This window comes from Legionella maceachernii, from assembly GCF_900167045.1.
GTDB classification, from domain to species: Bacteria; Pseudomonadota; Gammaproteobacteria; order Legionellales; family Legionellaceae; genus Tatlockia; species Tatlockia maceachernii.
Genome location: NZ_FUXJ01000004.1, coordinates 285,763 through 305,735, shown reverse-complemented (window position 1 = coordinate 305,735; position 19,973 = coordinate 285,763). Strand labels below are relative to the sequence as shown.

Below are 19,973 nucleotides of genomic sequence, written 5' to 3'. Positions count from 1 at the left end.
GCGGCCGCCTTTTTTAAGAATGCATTCTCTTCCGCAAGTCTTGCATTTTCGCGCTTTAAACGCGAAAGCTCTGCCTGTTGAAGTTTTTGATTTTCAAGTGTGTCGCCACCTCGTTTCCTCTGTGCTTTCCATGAATACAATAACGATTCGGCTAAACCAAGATCTTTGGCAACCTGAGGTATGCCCTCTTTATCTGCCCGCTCCATCACTTGATCTTTAAATTGAGGGCTGTATTTCTTTTTAACTCTTTTTAGCTCTGCTTTATTCTTGTTCATTTTCTCACCTCTGCTTTTGATTTTACTCTCTTAGCAGGGTGTCCGACAAATCAGGGCAGGATCAAACATAGAAGGATCCCAGAAATTCTATTTAGTGGAAAAGATTATAATAAACTACTTCAAGTGAATGTGTTAAATTTTGTTTATGAGCTCAATTATTTTACTATTTGCCTCAGGGAAAGAGTAATTTGTGAGTTGGTTTACTGCAACCCAGCGCAAATCCAGTTGTGATTCACACTTAACTGCTTCTCCGCAAAATCTTTTGACATTGAAGACTAACAAATGAACTATTTTGTGGCCATAATCGTGGGTGATTTCCTCTAAGAAAGAATAGTCAAGGATATCAATACTTACCTCTTCTTTTACTTCCCTGATCAATGCGGATGAAGGAAGTTCTTCTGCTTCCAATTTTCCACCGGGAAATTCCCACATGCCGCCATGGGCGGCATGCAATGGTCGTTGGGTAATGAGAACGCGATGTTGATCATCGTAAATAACGGCAACAGCTACCTTCACACTAAACTTCCGTGACATAGTTTGTATTTTTTGCCTGAGCCGCAGGGGCAGGGGTCATTGCGACCTACTTTTCGCTCCGAACGCTTAAAAGTCAATTCAACATTCGCTTCATCGACTTCATCAACCCCATCCTGATGAAGGAATGTCATTTTTTGCACTTGTTCAGCACGTCGTTGTTGTTCGACGGCATTAACGTCTTCCTCTGTTTGCACTTCGATTGCGGTTAATAATCGAATAACATCGTATTTAAGGTTATCAAGCATTGATTTAAATAAAGAAAAGGCTTCTCGTTTATATTCCTGTTTTGGATCTTTTTGTGCATAACCCCGTAAATGAATGCCCTGGCGCAAATAATCCATGGAAGCAAGATGCTCGCGCCAGTGGTTATCCAATGTTTGCAAAATGACTGATTTTTCGAATTGGGCAAGCACTTCTCTTCCAGCCGTTTTTTCTTTCTCTCGATACCGATTGACACAAAGCTCAAAAACACGCTCTTTGATTTGCTCAGGTTGAATGCTGTGATCTTCTTCAGCCCATTGTTTAATATTGACCTTAATTTGAAACTCTTCAGATAAAACCTGAGATAATCCATCTAAATCCCATTGGTCTTCTAAACTTTGTGGCGGTATAAAATTATCCACAAGATTATCAATCACCTCTTCACGCATTGCTTCTACCACCTCTTGTGGATCTGTCATTGCCATAATGGCTGCGCGCTGTGTGTAAATGACCTTTCGTTGATCATTGGCCACGTTATCATAATCCAGGAGCTGTTTACGCACATCAAAATGATGACCTTCCAATTTACGTTGCGCGTTTTCAATGGCTTTCGTGACGAGAGTATGTTCAATAGGCTCTCCAGGCTTCATACCTAAACGGCGCATCATAGATGCAACACGCTCTGAAGCAAAAATTCGCATTAAATTGTCTTCCAGAGACAAATAAAAACGGCTGCTTCCAGGATCGCCTTGACGTCCAGCACGACCGCGAAGCTGATTGTCAATACGCCTTGATTCATGGCGCTCTGAACCAATAATTCGCAAGCCACCTGCAGCAAGAACTGCCTCATGCCGTGTTTGCCAATCTTTTTTAATGGCCTCACATTCAGCATCGCTGGCTTCCTCAGGTAATGCAGCCAATTCGGCGGATAAACTTCCACCTAGAACGATGTCGGTACCGCGTCCAGCCATGTTGGTCGCAATAGTCACAACCCCTGGTCTACCCGCTTCGGCAATAATTTGTGCTTCTTTTTCATGAAATTTAGCATTTAATACTTGGTGCTTCACTCCTGCTTTTTTCAATAATCGGCTTACTAATTCTGAAGCCTCTATTGACGTGGTACCTACTAGCACAGGTTGTTTGCGTGCAAGACAATCCTTCACATCTTCAATAATGGCTAAGTATTTATCTTCTTGTGTTAGGTAAACTAAATCGGGCTCATCTCTACGACACATCGTCTTATTTGTCGGAATAACAACCACTTCAAGATTATAAATTTGTTGAAATTCATAAGCCTCTGTATCGGCAGTACCAGTCATACCGGCTAATTTGTTGTAAAGCCTGAAGTAGTTTTGGAACGTAATCGAAGCAAGAGTTTGGTTTTCCTGCTGAATGGGAACCCCTTCTTTGGCTTCGATCGCTTGGTGTAATCCCTCAGACCAACGACGGCCTGCCATTGTACGGCCAGTATGTTCATCCACGATGATGACTTGATTGTCCTTAACAATATAATCAATATCACGATGAAACATCGCATGCGCTTTAAGGGCGGCATTCACATGGTGCATCAACATAATATTGCTAGCATGATACAAGCTTTCACCGGGATCAAGCAGGTTTTCTTTTACTAGAAGCTCTTCGATGTGTTGATGTCCTATTTCGGTTAAATGGGCCTGTTTTTGCTTTTCATCAATAGTGTAATCCCCACTGTCCCCTTCTTCTTCTTGCTTAACTAAGTGAGGAATTAATCGATTTACTTTAACGTACAGATCAGAACTACCTTCCGCTGCGCCCGATATAATCAATGGAGTTCTTGCTTCATCAATTAAAATGGAGTCGACCTCGTCAACAATGGCAAAATTCAGTTGGCGTTGCACTTTATCAGAAATGCTAAAAGCCATGTTATCGCGTAAATAATCGAAGCCAAATTCGTTATTCGTTCCATAGACAATATCGCAGTTGTAGGCGAGTTGTTTATCATGATGCGGCATATCAGGAAAAATGACCCCGACGGTTAACCCTAGAAACTCATAGATAGGACTCATCCACTGACTATCCCGTTTGGCAAGATAATCGTTTACTGTCACAATGTGAACACCATGCCCGCTAATGGCATTAAGATAGGCAGGTAGGGTAGCTACCAGCGTTTTACCTTCACCAGTGCGCATTTCAGCAATATTCCCTTCATGCAGCACCATACCACCGATTAATTGCACATCAAAGTGCCGTAAACCCAGGGCACGTACAGAGACTTCTCGCACCACAGCAAAGGCTTCAGCAAGCATTTCATCGAGACTTTCACCTTCGGCATACCGCTTTTTAAACTCCGTAGTCTTCGCAGCTAACTCTTCATTAGAGAGTACTTGCATTTGAGCTTCAAAGGCATTAATGGCCATTACTGTTTTTTCCATGCGCCGCAAAGTACGTTCATTGCGACTACCAAACATTTTTTTCATTAACGTATTCAGCATAGCCTTGGGTAATCCTCTTGAGAATTTTCAGCTTTAAAAGCGCCTAATTTACTAGAATTTTGGTAAAAATGCCACGCAAACGAAGGCAAATCCGCATGATTATTCTCGCTCAGGGGGGTTGCTCGCTCTTTTTACAAATGTGAAGCAGTTTAATGTTTTGTTTTATCATTAGAAGCGTTTTGCTCCAAAAACGGTTCTTCTCTATTGCTTTGCTTAGCTGAACATGCCCCCCTAGTAGGGATCTTTTCACTCGTTTACCCTGCCCATTCATTCCCTATCTGCTTGTTCTTCTAACTCAGCAAGCATCGCAATGGCCTGCGCTAGTTTTTTTATTTCCTGCTGTCGCTGGGCTTGTAAAAGTAACTCCTTCCAATGTTTTGCACCAGGTAAACCATAGGCTAAATTAAAAACAGGTTTTAATAGTAAACCTAAAGCAATACCTTGTTTCCATTGTGTGTGGATATAATTGACATAGTCATGGAAAATGACTGTGCGTGAGCGAAGGGTTGTTTCAGGGTAAAAATAATGCTGAACAGCCATTAACGCATAGGGATTTTGGCAAGCCAAACGCCCTAGCATGACTCCATCAACGTAGCTCATATGGTTATTGATTTCCTGTACGCTGTTGATATTCCCGTTAATGACGACTGGAATTTTCGGCACTTCATCTTTAATTCGGTAAACAAAATCATAATGAACCGGTGGGATAGTTCGATTCTGTTTTGGGTTTAAACCACGGAGCCATGCTTTGCGGGCATGTACGATGAGTTTATCGCATCCAGCTGCAATAAGTTTATGGACAAAAGAAGAGAAAAATTCATAACTGTCTTGCTTATCAATACCAATGCGCGTTTTTGCGGTTACCGGAATGGAAACCGCTTGCTTTAAACTGGCAATGCAATCCGCCACTAACTCTGGTTCAGCCATCAAGCAAGCACCAAAACGTCCGGCCTGCACTCGATCACTGGGACAACCTAAATTTAAATTGATCTCAGCAAATCCTTTTTCTTCGGCAATTTTTGCGCAATCTGATAATTTTTGTTTATCAGCACCGCCAAGTTGCAAAGCAAGCGGATGCTCCATAGACTGAAAGTCAAGAGCCCGACCCGGATTATTTACAATGGCACCTACCGTTTGCATTTCAGTGTATAAAAGCGCATTGGGGGCTATAAGGCGCATGAACACGCGAAAATGCGTGTAGGTCCAATCAATCATTGGTGCAATGGACAGCGGTGAAATTAAAGCTGGCTTTAGCGAATTCACAACATCGTACTACGGCTTAAAAAGGTAATTATACCTGATTTGACCCGCTTAAACCACTTGTAGGGCTTCCACCAATAATTGCAAGCGTGTTCGTCCTTGGTAAACATTAATGTCTAATCGATAAGCAATGTGCGCCTGTCTTGCGCGGTAATTGGGCCATTGGCTAAGATCAACGTTAAAGGCGATGGCATCGATTGGGTCACCTCCCTCCGCATGAACCAAGCTTAATTTGAGGTGATGTTGGCCGACTAACCGCTGATCGAGTATTTCAAAGACATTATCAAAGCACGGCTCAGGGAATTGCTGCCCCCATGGCCCTGCTTGCTGGAGTATAGTGGCCGTTTCTAGAGTGAGCTCGGTGAGCTGTAAAGATCCATCGGTCCATAACTCCCCTTCGCATTGTGAAATATCCAAGTGCTTAGCCACTTCAGCAATGAAGGCATGTTGAAAATCACTTAATGCTTGTGGATGAATACTTAACCCCGCAGCCATTGCGTGGCCACCAAACTTAATGATTAAGCCTGGATAATCTCGATCTACCGCAGCGAGTACATCCCGTATATTTAAAACAGAGACCGAGCGCGCTGACCCTTTTAGTTCATCCTCACTGACTTTAGCAAATGCGATGACTGGCCGATGGTAGCGTTCTTTTAAACGCCCTGCGAGAATACCGATAACCCCTTGATGCCAACCAGGATCCATCATGCATAAGGCGACAGGCAACTGGTGCGCATTTTCAATTTTTTTGGTAAGTTTATCGATTGCCAACAAGGCCTGTTCTTTCATTTCGGCTTCAATAAGGCGCCGTTCTTGATTTAACTCATCCAAACTTTTGGCAAGCATGAGCGCTTTGTCATAATTTTCGCAAAGTAAACATTCAATTCCCAGTGACATGTCATCCAATCGTCCTGCGGCATTTAATCGCGGCGCAATGGCAAAACCCAGATCGCTTTCACGCAAGCGTGCGCAATTTCTTCCTGAAATTTCAATTAATGCTTTGATGCCTGGACGGCATTGCCCCTGCCGTATACGTGCAAGCCCCTGATTGACTAAAATACGATTATTTTGATCGAGTGCGACAACATCAGCAACTGTTCCAAGCGCCACTAAATCGAGCAACTGTGCCATATTCGGCTCTGCCATTCCCTGTGAACTAAACCAACTCACATGGCTTAAATGCCGTCTTAGTGCAAGCATCACATAAAAAATGACTCCCACTCCAGCAATCGATTTGCTCTTAAATAAATCGCCCGGCTGATTAGGATTAACAATCGCGCAGGCTTTAGGCAGTTGCTCACCCGGCAAATGGTGATCCGTAATGATCACGTCAATTCCTGCTTCTCCAGCTGCATTAACGCCCTCTATGCTGGCGATGCCATTATCCACGGTGATGATCAGATTGGGTTTCCATTTTTTAGCCACTTCAATGATCGCGGGGGTTAATCCATAACCGAACTCAAAACGGTTGGGAACAAGAAATTCAACATACTGAGCACCCATTGCGCGTAAGCCTGAGATAGCCAGCGCTGTGGAGGTTGCTCCGTCAGCGTCAAAATCACCAACGATAAGAATACGTTGCTGTTCTCTTAATGCTTGCTCCAGACGTACGCATGCCTTATCGATGTCAGTTAACGTATTAAATGGCAACAACGCTTGCAAACTTTTATCTAATTGGCATTCGTCTTTTAAGCCGCGTAGTGCATAAATTCGTTGTAAAACAGAGGGGTAGTTAGAAAACGAGGGCAGTGACTGTGGAAGTTCTCGTTGTTTAATGCGCATGTTCTTATTATCTCCATAGTCTAGACCACCAATGGCCCACAGGCATAGAATAAGCCATGTTATTCCAGTACCAGTGAATTTTATTTTTACGCATTTTATCGTCTAAATGGCAAAACTCAATTTGTTTCACATCATTGATCACCAATATATGGTCCTTTTGTAAAGTGATTGATGGGGTTAAAGGGCTGATGTATGATCCCAGTTTAAGCAACGTTTCGTCATCGGTTGCAAAAGGTCTTTGATGAGGAATCGTTAATTCACCTTCTCCCCAAAACCAGACCCCATTGATGGCTAATTTGCTTTCTCGTTCTTTATTCAATGGATGTGTACTCAAGTACATTTGCAACTCAGTGATTAAGCGTTGCCAGTAAAGTGTCTTATCTAATGCGTTTAAGAGGGGCATTATTGATTGATGTAAAACACTTTGAATCGAATGGCTGGTAATTTTTGGCTTATTATCGAGATTAAATAACCACGTTTGTGCATCATGAAAAACAGGTTGGAAATGATCAGCGTGGAGAAATTGCGCCACCTCAGTAAACCAACGACGCGATTCGCTTTCCGTTAATTCAAGAGCTTGCCCTGCCGCAACGATCATGGCGTCATTATGCGTTGCTTCCCAATGAATAGGCGTAGCAATTAACCAATGCCCTGGTTGCTGATGATAAAGCGCCAATAACGCTGCCAACGGTAAATGGTCAGACTTATAACCTAAACCAACTAGGATATTGGCGTAATAATCCCCTAGACCATGCAAGGGCTCACTACCCACAGGAACATCATCCTTTATGGCATTAACAATGACATCCATCCTCACACAGCCTGAAGGTAACCGTCGCGGCGAAATAATGACTTTAAGTTACGCAAAGCTTGGCGCGTTCGTTGCTGATTTTCAATTAACCCAAAACGGACAAAATCATCACCTTGAGGGCCAAATCCGATGCCAGGAGAGACCGCAACACAAGCCTCTTTCAATAAATATTTTGAAAATTCCAGTGATCCCATAGATCTATAGTGAGCAGGAATTGGCGCCCAAACAAACATTGTAGCTTTTGGTCGTTCGACATACCAACCAATGTCCTGTAAGCCATCGCATAATACATTGCGCCGTTGCTCATACATAGCTCTTATCTCATGCACGCAATCATCCGGACCTTCTAGAGCGGCAATCGCAGCAACTTGAATCGGGGTAAATGTTCCGTAATCTAAATAGGATTTAAGTCGAGTGAGCGCGCCGACAAGCTCTTCGTTACCACATGCAAAACCAACCCGCCAACCCGGCATGTTATATGATTTAGACATGGAATAGGTCTCAATGGCAATATCCGTAGCCCCAGGTACTTGCAGAATAGAAGGTGCTTTATACCCATCAAAAACAATATCAGCATAAGCTAAATCATGAATAATCCATAGGCCATGCCGTTTACCCAAAGCAACTACATGCTCAAAAAAGTCATAATCGACACAGTGAGTACTCGGATTCGCAGGGAAGCTAATGACCAATGCTTTAGGTCTAGGCCAAGTTTGCTCGATGGCGGCTTCCACCGCGCCTAAAAATTGCCGCTCATCAATTAAGGGGATTTGTTTGACATTTGCACCGGCAATAATAAAACCATAGGTATGAATAGGGTAAGCAGGATCAGGAACTAATACCGTATCCCCCGGCCCGCTGATCGCTAAGGCTAAATGGGCCAATCCTTCTTTTGAACCGATGGTTGTGAGCACTTGGGTTTCACTGTCGAGAGTAACTTGGTAATTTCGCTCATACCACGCTGCCATCGCCCGTCGTAATCGAGGGATCCCTTTCGACATTGAATAGCGATGCGTGTCTGGGCGCTGCACCGTTTCAATTAATTTGTCAACAATATGAGGAGGTGTGGGTTGGTCAGGATTTCCCATACCGAAATCAATAATGTCTTCTCCACGCGCTCGCGCCTCTGACTTTAGCTGATTCAAGGTATTGAATACATAAGGGGGCAAGCGTTTTATGCGTGGAAATTGACTCATGTTTTTAACCTCTGTGATATACTGTGGATATAGCCCGCTGCGAATAGAACTTAATTCATTTGTAAAGGGTATAACATAAAATTATAAATTATTACCTGTCTAAACACCATGCATATTAATCTAGAAACAGCCGATAAACACAGTGTTCAATCTTATAGCGATCATGAAATAAAGGTTGACTCCATCGTTTACCAAACCAACCTCATTGTCAGCAGTCATGAAATCATTACTGATTGGCCTATTAATAACATCCTGCAACTTAATGAAGAATCAATAGCACCACTGCTTCAATATAATCCAAACATTGTGGTGATTGGCCATAAACAACAAGGGCAATTCCCACCACCTGCCATTTTTGCGGCACTTTCCAAACAACGCATTGCGCTGGAGTGCATGTCGATTGGTGCGGCTTGTCGAACGTTTAACATCTTGCTGAGTGAATTTCGGGAGGTAGTAATGGGGATTATTTTTTGATGGCGAGTGTGTTGGGCTAAGATCCCAACCTACCCTCTTTCGGCTCAATTGCTTAATTTGATGGCAACAAGTGGCATTAATGAATAACGATTTCGCTGCATAAAAGAAGGGGGTCGTTAACGCTTCCCCTGCTTTTTGAAAAATCGCTGTTTAATATGAGTTATTTCATTGTCATTTTTCAAAATAGCTCCCATCTCTAACTATCCATCTGAATATGAATATCACGGGCATCTGATCGCCCGTGATCGTCCACAACTCTTACGACAAATTTTCCGGGCTTTGCTTTCCACAAGAACGGCTCATCTGGGCGTGTTTTTGCTACATAAGTCTCATTAATAAACCAATAAATTGCACCCACATCAGCATCAGTGACTGCACTTAAAGGAACCTGCATGTTTTGAGTTGCATTGGCGCGTACGATATAGCTTAGCTCAGTTTGAGGCGAGGTAATTTGCGGATTTAATCCCATAGAGCTCTGCGTTAAGCTGCAATTGGATTCAAAAGGCGGAGGAATGCGTCGCTGAATGCCTGCTTGTTTAAAAATAGTAAGCAAATCAGAAGGCCAAAATTCATAAACTTCAAAACGGGTATTTTCGTTAAAATGACACGTTCGCAGACCCGTGGTTTTATTAATGGCTACCTCGCGATAAATAGTATCGGTCTTGATAGGTGATTTTCCAGGAATAAACCACGTCATTTCTCTGTCTTGACAATAACGAGTAGGAAGCATTCCTGATGCTTTGCACACCTCCACGCGAGTTAAATGCATTGCTTCTGGTCGTTGTTGAATAACAGGTAACGGCCCACGCTCATGGCGAATCGCGTCCACGAGTTCAAAAAACAAAGGGGCAGCGAGATTTTTGCCGACGAATGCTGGATTGGCTTTATTATCAAAATTACCAAACCAAACGGTTAATACATACGGTCCGAATACGCCTACTGCCCAAGCATCTCGATAGCCGGATGAAGTTCCTGTTTTCCATGACACCGATAGATTAGCTGTTGAACCTTGCGCTTCGGGACGCGGTGTGCTTTTGAGCATCTCTAAAACTAAGAAGCTAGCCTCTGGGCTAAGAAGCTTCTTGCTTGCACCTATGGGCTCATCTTTGCGAGTGCGCAGTGGGTACCAAAGCCCTTCATTCACTAAGATGGCATATAAGCTTGCCAGTTCTTTCATGGTTAACTCAGCCCCACCTAAACTCAGTGCTAAGCCATAATAAGACTCGGATTTTAATTGACTGACTTGCGCGTCTTCAAGCAATTGATGGAGATTGGGCTTAGTCAACTGGCTCTCTAAGTAAATCGCCGGAATATTCCGACTTAAAACCAAAGCATCTTTTGCTTTAATGGGGCCCATAAAGTCATAATCAAAGTTCTCTGGGTTATAGCTACCAAAGCTGTGGGGTACATCCTTTAAAACTGTATTTGGATGAATCAATCCTTGATCGAGAGCCAACCCATAAATAAAAGGCTTCAATGTGGAACCTGGGGATCGCTTAATGTCCGTCCCATTGATTTGTCCGCCGATTGCTCGATTAAAAAAATCTGCCGAACCAACTGCCCCTTTTACCGACATATCACGCGTATCAACGAGTAAGACTGCCGCATTGTAAACACCGATTACTTTTTTTCGTGCTAAATAATGGGTCATAACCCGTTTTAAGATGGCTTGCAAACGAGAGTCCAAAGTGGTTGTAATCGCTTGCGATTTGGGTGAATCATGTAGCACTGCATTCACAAAGTGAGGCGCAATAAAGGGTAAAGAACGTAGGGTTTGCATTTCTACAGGCAAATTTATAATGGAAGCCTTATTTTTATCCTCGGGATGCTGAGCTAACCAACGACTAAATAACTGATTGCGAATTGCCTTTAGGTTTGTATTTGAAGGAATTCGCTGCGTTGGATTTTGCGGAATGATGCTTAAGGTGAGTGCCTCAGGTAGACTTATTTTACTAATCGATTTACTAAAATAGACCAAGCTAGCTGCCCCTACGCCTTCAATATTATTGCCATAAGGAGCAAGATTTAAATAAGCCTCTAAAATTTCATCCTTGCTATAATGCATTTCGAGCTGTATTGCACGAAGAATTTGCTGTAGTTTGCCTGATATTTTTTTGGAATTAATTTTAAATCGGATGCGGGCTAATTGCATTGTAATCGTAGAAGCGCCAACCCGTCGTGATTGAACAAAATAAGTTTGCCAACCTGCTTTCAACATGGCCAGGGGATTTATTCCATAATGCCAATAAAAATAGCGATCTTCTTGTAATAAAGTGGCCTCTTTTAATTGAGGAGAAATTTGCGACAGCGGTGTAAATAGGCGGTATTTTTCATCTTGGCTAAGGGTCAATCGTAATAAGTTGTGTTGCTCATCGTATACAGCTGTTGAAAAGCTAAAATCGGTTAATAACGGGGGTTTAGGTAGAAAAAAGAATATCCCAAAGAGAATGATAAAAAGGAAAATAAAAACTAAGCTAGAATATTTTAGAAAGCGTGCCATATGAAGTGGTTTATTGACTTATTTTGGTTGAGGCAGGTTGTTCGCTATTTTAACAAAATAAAAACGGTATGTCGTCTTTGAGCGTAGCGAAGGCTTGATAAAGCTACTGCCAAGAGTGGGGAGGTCCCTCGCTTTTGCTCGGGATGACAGAGGTTTTGTCGTCCTGAGCGAAAGCGAAGGACCTTCCCCTTAGTAGAGTTGGCTTATTTTAATTCATTAAAAAAGATTAAAACTTATCCAAATTCATGTAGAATCCGTAAGGCAGTCGTAACCCACTTAAATTGAACCAAAAATGAACAATTCTTTCTTTTGTAGAACAAAAAACAAACTCGGTAAGCTCTTTTCCCTCGTATTCGGTCGACTGAATTGGAATAGCCCACCATGGTTCAATTATTTACATCGTCAAGCCTCTGCTTATCCAAAACGATTTTTAGCGCTCACGACAGCCATCGTGCTCCTCTTTGTCGCACTGGGTTATGGTTATCATTGGTATAGCAATCTGCCGCGGCCACAATTAATCGAAGCATTAATAACGGCGCCCAAAGCGACCCCTCTTGCTGAGCAACTGATCCCAGATCCACTTCTTATTCATTTTGGCCATGGCCCTGCCAATGATTTTGTTAATCAATCAGTTGCCCCACTTCATTTAATCGGTAAGGAAGTCACACGCGGTATTGAATTGTCGCCTGCAATGCCAGGAAAATGGGTCTGGACAAGCGATAGCAGTTTAGTTTTTACACCCGAACAAGATTGGCCGGCAGGACAAACTTATTCCATTCATTTCACTAAAGAGATCTTCTCCACTGCAACAAAAATGGAAAGCTATGATTATCGCTTTTCAACTGAACCCTTTCAGGCAAAAATTAACGAATTAAAGTTCTATCAAGATCCAGTTAATCCGAAAATTAGACAAGCTGTTGCAACCGTTTCGTTTAATTTCCCCGTCGATACGGCGAGTTTTGAAGCGAAAACGACCTTGATGCTGCAAGCATTAAAAAACAATAAACGCGATTTAAAAGCTCAGCAGTATCAATTCACTGTCACTTATGATGAGTATAAACGCACAGCCTACTTACGCTCAGAAAATTTATCACTTCCCGAAGTATCCCGTTATTTAGTGTTAACGCTTGGGAAAGGCATCAAATCTAGCACGGGTTTAGGTGAATTAAGTGGGCCTGTCAGCCAAACGCTTTTAATTCCAGACACCAGTAATTACCTAAAAATTGATAAAACACAAGCGTCGATTATCCGAAATGAACAAGATAGGCCTGAGCAAGTGCTTACGATTGAATCCAGCTTAGGCGTTACAGAAACGGAAATAAACAAAGCTCTGCATGTCTATTTATTACCACGAAATTACCCAGCGACAGCCTCTGAGCCCGAAAAAGTGGATTACGAATGGCAAAATCCGGGTGAAGTTACAGCAAGCATCTTAGCACTCGCCAAACCGCTTGCGACTCAAGCACTTCCGACTGACCGTAACTATGCCACATTGCATAGTTATCAATTTACAGCGCAAACCCCGCAGTACCTTTACCTCAAAATCGATAAAGGTATGCGGGGCTTTGGTGATTTTGTGCTGACTCATGATTATGTGGCCGTCATTAAAGTCCCTGAATTCCCTCGCGAAATCAATTTCCTTCATAAAGGCGCTTTGCTTGCTCTTAGCGGTGAGAAAAAACTCTCCGTGCTTATCCGTGGAGTGCCTGCAGTGAAATTTAATTTCGCACGCGTACTGCCTGAAAATGTCAATCACTTGATGACCCAAACTGAGGGCGATTTTAATAACCCTTATTTTATTAATCAGAGCTTTAATCAACAAAACATCAGCGAAATTTTTTCTGAAATTCAACAATTCGATACGTCTCTTCTCGCAAAACAACAATACACTGCGCTGAATTTTTCGAAATACCTTGCTGCCGCAACCAACACCGGCGGCCCGCAAGGCTTATTTTTATTGCAAGCAACCGGTTGGGACATCACAAATAACCAAGCTCTCGATGTGACCGCAAATCGCTTAGTTTTGATTACCGACTTAGGATTGATCGTTAAAGATAACAGCGATGGTTCTCACGATGTTTTTGTTCAATCCATTACTCAAGGAACACCGGTTACCAATGCAACAGTGACTATTTTGGGCAAAAATGGCTTACCTGTTTTAACACGTATGACCGACGATCAGGGCCGCGCCAACTTCCCTACTCTTCGTGATTTTGTGGATGATCGTGAACCCACCGTGTATTTAGCTAGTCTTGGCTCCGATGTTTCTTTCATTCCGTATAATAAAGCCGGGCGGCAGCTGAATTTCTCGCGCTTTGATACTGGCGGACTCTATAGCACACCAGAGCTTAACAGTCTAAACGCTTATTTGTTTTCTGATAGAGGCATTTATCGTCCAGGCGATACGGTGCATGTAGGAATGATTGTCAAGCAAGCCTATGCTCAACCCCAACCTGCCGGACTTCCATTACAAGTCACGGTTATTGATCCACGCGGGACCACCATTCATGATCAAAAATTCACCCTTGATTCGACGGGGTATTTGAGTTTTGATTTTCCAACGAATGCAACCTCCGCAACAGGACAATACACGGTCAATCTCTATATTGTTAAAGATTCGCGCCCTGATAGCCTTTTAGGCTCAACGACGATTCGTGTCGCGGAATTCCAACCTGACCGGATGCGGATTACCTCCAGTTTTTCTCAAGAGCACACACCAGGATGGGTTTCACCCGCTGACCTAAAAGCGAAAATAAGTTTATGGAATTTGTATGGCGCACCTGCCGCTGATCGTAAAGTGAGTGCCAAAATGCTCTTAGCGCCAAAACGCGTACAATTTGCCAAATTCCCTGATTATGTTTTCGTTGATCCCTTGCTTGATTCCAACAAACAATCGAAAGTCTTCACCGACACATTGAGTGATACAACTACTAATGACCAAGGCCAAGCCGAATTTAATTTGCATCTTGAACGTTTTGATAAAGCAACTTACCAGCTCACCTTTTTTGCCGAAGGCTTTGAAGCGGAGGGAGGACGAAGTGTGGCAACGCAGTCGACTGCGTTGGTAAGCCCCCTGCGCTATTTCATCGGTTACAAACCGGACGGTGATCTCGCTTACATTAAGCAGAACAGTCAGCGCTCAATCCATTTTATTGCAGTGAACCCTCAATTAAAGGAACAAAAGGTCAGCGACCTTAAACTGCAGCGTATTGCTTTACATCCTATCACCACACTCGTTAAGAAACCCGATGGAACCTATCAATACCAGTCCATTATCCAATCTACCGTATTAGATACTCAACCTTTCTCCATTGATGAGCAAGGAACGAACTACACACCACCAACACAACAAATAGGTGATTTCGCACTGAAAGTATTGGATAAAAATAACACCGAATTAAGCCAACTTAAATTTAGCGTAGTGGGCACTAGCCAAGCACCGTTACCTAGAAATGCCGAACTCAATGTGAAACTGAATAAAACAGAATACAAAGCAGGCGAAGACATTGAATTGCAAATAACAGCCCCTTATACCGGAGCAGGGTTAATTACCATCGAACGGGACAAAGTGTATGCCACCCAATGGTTTAATACGAACACCACCAGTTCGGTGCAGACCATTCCTATTCCCAATAATCTTCAGGGCAATGCTTATGTCAATGTTAGCTTCGTGCGTAATTGGGATTCACCTGACATTTTTATCAGCCCACTGAGTTACAGTGTCGTGCCTTTTGCGCTGAATCATGACAATCAGACAGTGCATATTGATTTGGATACTTCTTCTTTGGCGCGTCCAGGAGAGCCTTTTACTATCCAGTACAAAAGTGATAAGCCCGGAAAAATTATTCTTTTTGCAGTCGATGAAGGGATTTTGCAAGTTACTCGCTTTGCAACCCCTAATCCACTTGCCTTCTTTTTCCAAAAACATGCGCTGGAAGTGATTACTCAACAGACGGTAGACCAAATCCTTCCCAAATTTATTCAAGATCGAGAGCTTTCTGCTGTCGGTGGTGATGGCGGCGAAGAACTACTGAATAGCCATCTTAACCCGTTTAAACGTAAGACAGATTTGCCAGTCGTCTATTGGTCAGGCATTATGGACACTGATTCAACGCCACGCCAAGTGAGTTATCCAATTCCGGATTATTTTAACGGTACACTGCGAATAATGGCGGTGGCGGTAGCGAGCGATGCTGTAGGTTCAGCAGAGAAAAAATCCGAAATCCGTGGCCATTTTGTGATTAACCCCAATACCCCTACTTTTGTGGCGCCAGGAGATGAATTCGTCATTACAGCCAGTATTGCCAATAATGTCCAAAGCTCCGGCGCTAATGCTCCGGTTTCAGTGCAGTTAACAACCACGCCTGGCTTGGAAATTCTTGGTTCTCATCAAGAGACATTGGCTATCGATGAAGGTAAAGAAAAAACCATAGGCTTTAAATTACGCGCGAATTCACTGCTTGGCTCTGCGCAAATGACCTTGGAAGCACACACAGCAGATAAATCCTCAAAAATGGATGCCACAGTAAGCATTCGTCCTGCGAATGCATTTACCACGTCAGTCGTGAGCGGTAGTTCGAAAAAAACCCATACTCTGGTCAATCTCGATCGCACGCTTTACCCTGCGCATCGAAACGTTCAAGCCGCAGTCTCATCGAACCCACTCATTTTAGTGGCCGGCTTGCAACGTTACCTTGAAGGCTATCCTTATGGCTGCACTGAGCAATTAACCAGCGAAGCGCTACCTTTACTGGCAATGGCAGATCAAACCTGGTTTGCTAAGGATACGCAAACCATTACTGATAAAATCAACACAACAATTCAAATGCTCGGACAACGACAAATGTCGAACGGTGGGTTCAGTTATTGGCCTGGTTTGAGTGATAACGCGAGTAACTCATTTGCCTCGATTTACGCCATGCAATTTTTAACTGAAGCCAGAGCACAAGGTTATAACGTACCTGCAGATCTATTCAGTGCCGGTCTAAGCTTTTTAAGGGACTTAGCAACACAACCCCCTAAAAATTTAAACCAAGCCAGGGTACAAGCCTATGCTGTTTATATTCTAACGCGCAATGAAATTGTCACCACGAACTATTTGACCCACTTACAACTTTATTTGGATCAAAATCAAACGCATTGGCAAGAAGACATTACTGGCGCGTATATTGCGGCCACTTACCAACTACTGAAGAGTATTCCTGAAGCCAATCAATTGATTGGTCAATATAAACTGCAATCGCAAACTGCCACTAGCGATTTTTACGACAGCAACATTGCCGATGCGCAATACCTTTATTTAATTGCCCATCATTTCCCTGAGCGCTTAGCCAAGGTAGGTAATGCGCTGGTGATGAGTTTAGTCAAAGCAATCAACAGTAGCGAGATCAATACAGTGCTCTCAGGATATATCAGCTTGGCATTAAGCGCTTATGCGCAGGCTAATCCAATCCCCAGCAATGAAGCACTTTCTATTCAAGAAATCTTTGCTGATAAAAGCGAAAAGACCTTAACTGCGCTGAATAATAATTACGAGAAAGTCAATATTGAAGAGAATGTAAAGCAGGTTCGCTTTAATAACCCGACTCAGCAAACTTATTTTTATCAATTAACTCAAGCCGGATTTGATAAAACCCTGCCTACTCAAGAAGTCAAACAAGGGATTGAAGTGTATCGTGAATTTCGCGACCAGAAAGGCAATGTCATTAATAACACAACACTTGGAACCGAAATTGAAGTGCATATCCAAATACGCTCCATGGATAACCCGTATTTAAGCAATGTGGCTATTGTGGATCTGTTGCCAGGCGGTTTCGAGGTGATTCGTGATTCAGTGAGCAGTGAAACAGTGGAGTATGCGGATGTGCGTGAAGATCGCGTCGTTTTCTTTACCGGAGTAGATACCCGTGCTAAAGAAATTGTTTATCGGATTAAAGCGAACAATACAGGAAAATTTACCGTACCCGCAATCCTCGCTGAAGCGATGTATGATCCCAATACCAGGGCTCATGGAACGGCAGGCCAGTTTGAAGTAACCAGTGGCTCAAAATAAAGACACAGTCGGTGTTTACCCGCTCGGCTAATAGCTTAAGCGAGCAGGTAACTCCACTGTATTCTCATCATTAGGATTAGAACAAGCGTTAGTGAGATACACTACTCCTACAACGAGCATCACTAAACCCAATGCGATTAAAGAAAGACCCAGTGATAGACTAATCGACAAAGGTGCTCCTATAACAATAGCACCAATAATCACAGTAACTCCCCCAGAGGTTAATAAACCTATTCCGTTTAAGTTTGCACATCCAGCGCTATCATTTTCACATTCTGCTTCTTTATAACTCATTATTTCATTGGTATTAACAATAGTTGCTTTCCCTTCAATTTCACTAAGGATTTTAGTCATGACCATTAAAAGAGCATTTTCTGCATGATTTTGAACATTCTTCACTAGCAAAGGTGCAAAATTTTGATTCGATATGATTAATTGGCAGGCTAATTTAGTTGCAACGTAACGACGATCTACCTCTTCTTCCTTTAGGTTTTCTACAACGATTTGGGCTAATTCTTGTAATTGTGTTTCATTTAATTTTGGCAGCAAATCAATGAGCTCTTCTAAAGCATGAGCAATATAGGTACCCGCTTGATTTTTATCTTTTAATTTTGCAAAAACAAGTGAAATTAGGCTTCCAAATTGATCGTTTGCTAAGCGAGGCAGCAAATTTTTTATGCAGGGGATTGTATTAACAGTTGAGCCTAGACCATTCAGACCATTTATTTCTCGTGAAAGAGTTGAAATGATTTCAATTAATTCTGTTTCCGTTAACATTGATGCAAAAATTGTTTTTTGATAGAGACTCAGCGCTCCATAAAATGAATCCCATTTTTCTCTGATTTTTATAAACAAAAGGGAATTAGGTTGCAATGGATTGAATTCTCTCACATATTGAATTAAACAGTTTTTTGCTGCATTAGCAGTACGAGAACCGCTTATCCTGTCACAAATTAACAAACCGAATTTCAATTTCTGGGCTTTAGTTAATCTTGGCCCAATTTGTAGCAACCAAAATAATGCATTTAATTGAATGACTTCGTTTTGACTGGTTAGTTTTTCAGGAATTTCTGCGACTAACTCCTGTAGTTTCTTTTCACTAAGCTGACTCTCAATAGACGTGGGTATTTGTACCCAATCTTGAACATGAGTGAAAGAAAGGGTGAGCTCGAACAATTTAGCTTCATTAAATGCAGGAGCAAAAATAGTCACCCATTTAAATTCAGCGAGACTCGAAGGATTGTAATAGCGTTTGAAGATCGACAAAACCGGTAAACTAAGTTCAGTTAATTTTTTTTCATTTATTCTAAGCGCAAAAGCCGCCAAACAGCGTTCTGCAGAAAATTGAATCGGACTATTATCTAAACATTCACAAACAACAGGAAACAATTCTATTAGCCTTATTTCACCTAATTTAGGTGCAAAAGCAGTTAAACAAAGCAAAACTGCTCTTCGCATTGTCTCTGAATTTATCCTCTCTCTCAGTAACGGGATAAATGCCTCTATCCCTGATTCATTTAACTGAGGGGCAAAGGCGGCTAAACACTCCAGTGAAGCAGCCACTTCATTCTCGTCCGTGCTATTGAGTTTCTCAAAAAGAATGGGAATTAATTTTGCCAATTGGTCCTTACCTAATCGAGGGACAAAAAGGGCTAAGGATTGCAACATTACTTTATTTGAAACCTCATGATTTAAATTCGCCAAAATAAAACGGATAAATCTTATTACTTGCGTGGAAGTTAAATGAGGCACGAGAACCCGTAAATGTTGTTTCACAGCACTATCATCATCAAGATCTTGACGAAGCATCATCTCTCTTTGTAGAAGCGTCATTATTTTATCTACCTGGCGTTCGCTTAAAGCGAGGATCAATGCACTAAAGCATTTTGCTGACTGCCAACTACTAAGACTACCCCTTTTTAGATTAGCTGTAATTTTCGGGATCATGCTGTCAGCGAGCGTGAAATTAAAACCTTTAATCGCTCCGATTACCATCAATCCATGCAATCGATATTTAGGCGTTGCTTGTGGTGTTTTAATCGATTTGAAAATTTCTTGAGCTAATGTCATTAAGCTAGCTTCATCACGCCCTTTCATAAAGCCAATCAGGTCAGCCGCCCAGGCTTCAAGCAAGGCTTCTTGATACCGAATTGATTCGTCATCCCGTTTTGCAAATAAAGCCAGTTCAGCTATTTTTCTTTGTCTTCGATTAATTAATCTGCACTTTTTGTATAAGTCTTCTGATGAAAGTTCCGCATAAATTTTTAATAATATTTCTACGGGGGCTTGGTTAAAAAAATAGTCTCCCGACATAGTATTTGTCCCACATAAACACAAAAAATCTAATAATTACACTGTTAGTCATATACTTGACAGACAGTATCTCTAAAGCTAATCATAAAAAAGCCGCTAACTAA

At 42.3% G+C, this 19,973-nt stretch carries 11 protein-coding genes; 2 read left to right on the top strand and 9 right to left on the bottom strand.

The features are described from left to right. The 7 genes from B5D33_RS04585 to alaC all read right to left on the bottom strand — a co-directional run. On the bottom strand, positions 1-275 hold a 275-nt coding region (locus tag B5D33_RS04585; RefSeq protein WP_139364741.1), incomplete at its 3' end, for a transposase. 132 nt (positions 276-407) lie between these two features. Next, positions 408-791 carry an 8-oxo-dGTP diphosphatase MutT gene (mutT, locus tag B5D33_RS04580; protein ID WP_234802455.1) on the bottom strand — a complete coding sequence of 128 codons (384 nt, stop codon included), beginning with the start codon at positions 789-791 and terminating at the stop codon, positions 408-410. After that, a complete protein-coding gene (gene secA, locus B5D33_RS04575; protein ID WP_058452331.1) occupies positions 788-3,481 on the bottom strand; it encodes a preprotein translocase subunit SecA in 2,694 nt (897 codons plus the stop codon). The genes mutT and secA overlap by 4 nt, the downstream gene beginning before the upstream one ends. 267 nt (positions 3,482-3,748) lie before the next feature. Next, a complete protein-coding gene (gene dusA, locus B5D33_RS04570) occupies positions 3,749-4,696 on the bottom strand; it encodes a tRNA dihydrouridine(20/20a) synthase DusA (RefSeq protein ID WP_065240003.1) in 948 nt (315 codons plus the stop codon). Between the two features lie 96 nt (positions 4,697-4,792). Next, the gene (recJ, locus tag B5D33_RS04565) at positions 4,793-6,523 is read right to left on the bottom strand and encodes a single-stranded-DNA-specific exonuclease RecJ (RefSeq protein WP_078767337.1); all 1,731 of its coding nucleotides are present in this window, start codon (positions 6,521-6,523) and stop codon (positions 4,793-4,795) included. Between the two features lie 7 nt (positions 6,524-6,530). After that, positions 6,531-7,334 carry a hypothetical protein gene (locus tag B5D33_RS04560; protein ID WP_078767336.1) on the bottom strand — a complete coding sequence of 268 codons (804 nt, stop codon included), beginning with the start codon at positions 7,332-7,334 and terminating at the stop codon, positions 6,531-6,533. A gap of 2 nt (positions 7,335-7,336) precedes the next feature. After that, positions 7,337-8,530: an alanine transaminase gene (alaC, locus tag B5D33_RS04555; protein ID WP_058452329.1), complete on the bottom strand. Its 1,194-nt coding sequence runs from the start codon at positions 8,528-8,530 to the stop codon at positions 7,337-7,339. A gap of 108 nt (positions 8,531-8,638) precedes the next feature. On the opposite strand from alaC, the gene B5D33_RS04550 reads away from it, so the two are divergent. Beyond that, complete coding sequence (locus tag B5D33_RS04550; RefSeq protein ID WP_058452328.1) at positions 8,639-9,004, top strand: Mth938-like domain-containing protein; 366 nt, start codon at positions 8,639-8,641, stop codon at positions 9,002-9,004. A gap of 196 nt (positions 9,005-9,200) precedes the next feature. On the opposite strand, the gene pbpC is transcribed toward B5D33_RS04550, so the two are convergent. Continuing rightward, positions 9,201-11,504, bottom strand: a complete 2,304-nt coding sequence (gene pbpC, locus B5D33_RS04545) for a penicillin-binding protein 1C (protein WP_058452327.1) — start codon at positions 11,502-11,504, stop codon at positions 9,201-9,203. Positions 11,505-11,796: 292 nt separating this feature from the next. Here pbpC and B5D33_RS04540 point away from each other — a divergent pair, with 292 nt between their 5' ends. Further along, complete coding sequence (locus B5D33_RS04540) at positions 11,797-17,556, top strand: alpha-2-macroglobulin (RefSeq protein ID WP_058452326.1); 5,760 nt, start codon at positions 11,797-11,799, stop codon at positions 17,554-17,556. A gap of 27 nt (positions 17,557-17,583) precedes the next feature. Here the strand turns inward: B5D33_RS04540 and B5D33_RS04535 are convergent, their stop codons facing one another. Beyond that, positions 17,584-19,869, bottom strand: a complete 2,286-nt coding sequence (locus B5D33_RS04535) for an F-box protein (RefSeq protein WP_058452325.1) — start codon at positions 19,867-19,869, stop codon at positions 17,584-17,586. Between the last annotated feature and the right edge of the window lie 104 nt (positions 19,870-19,973).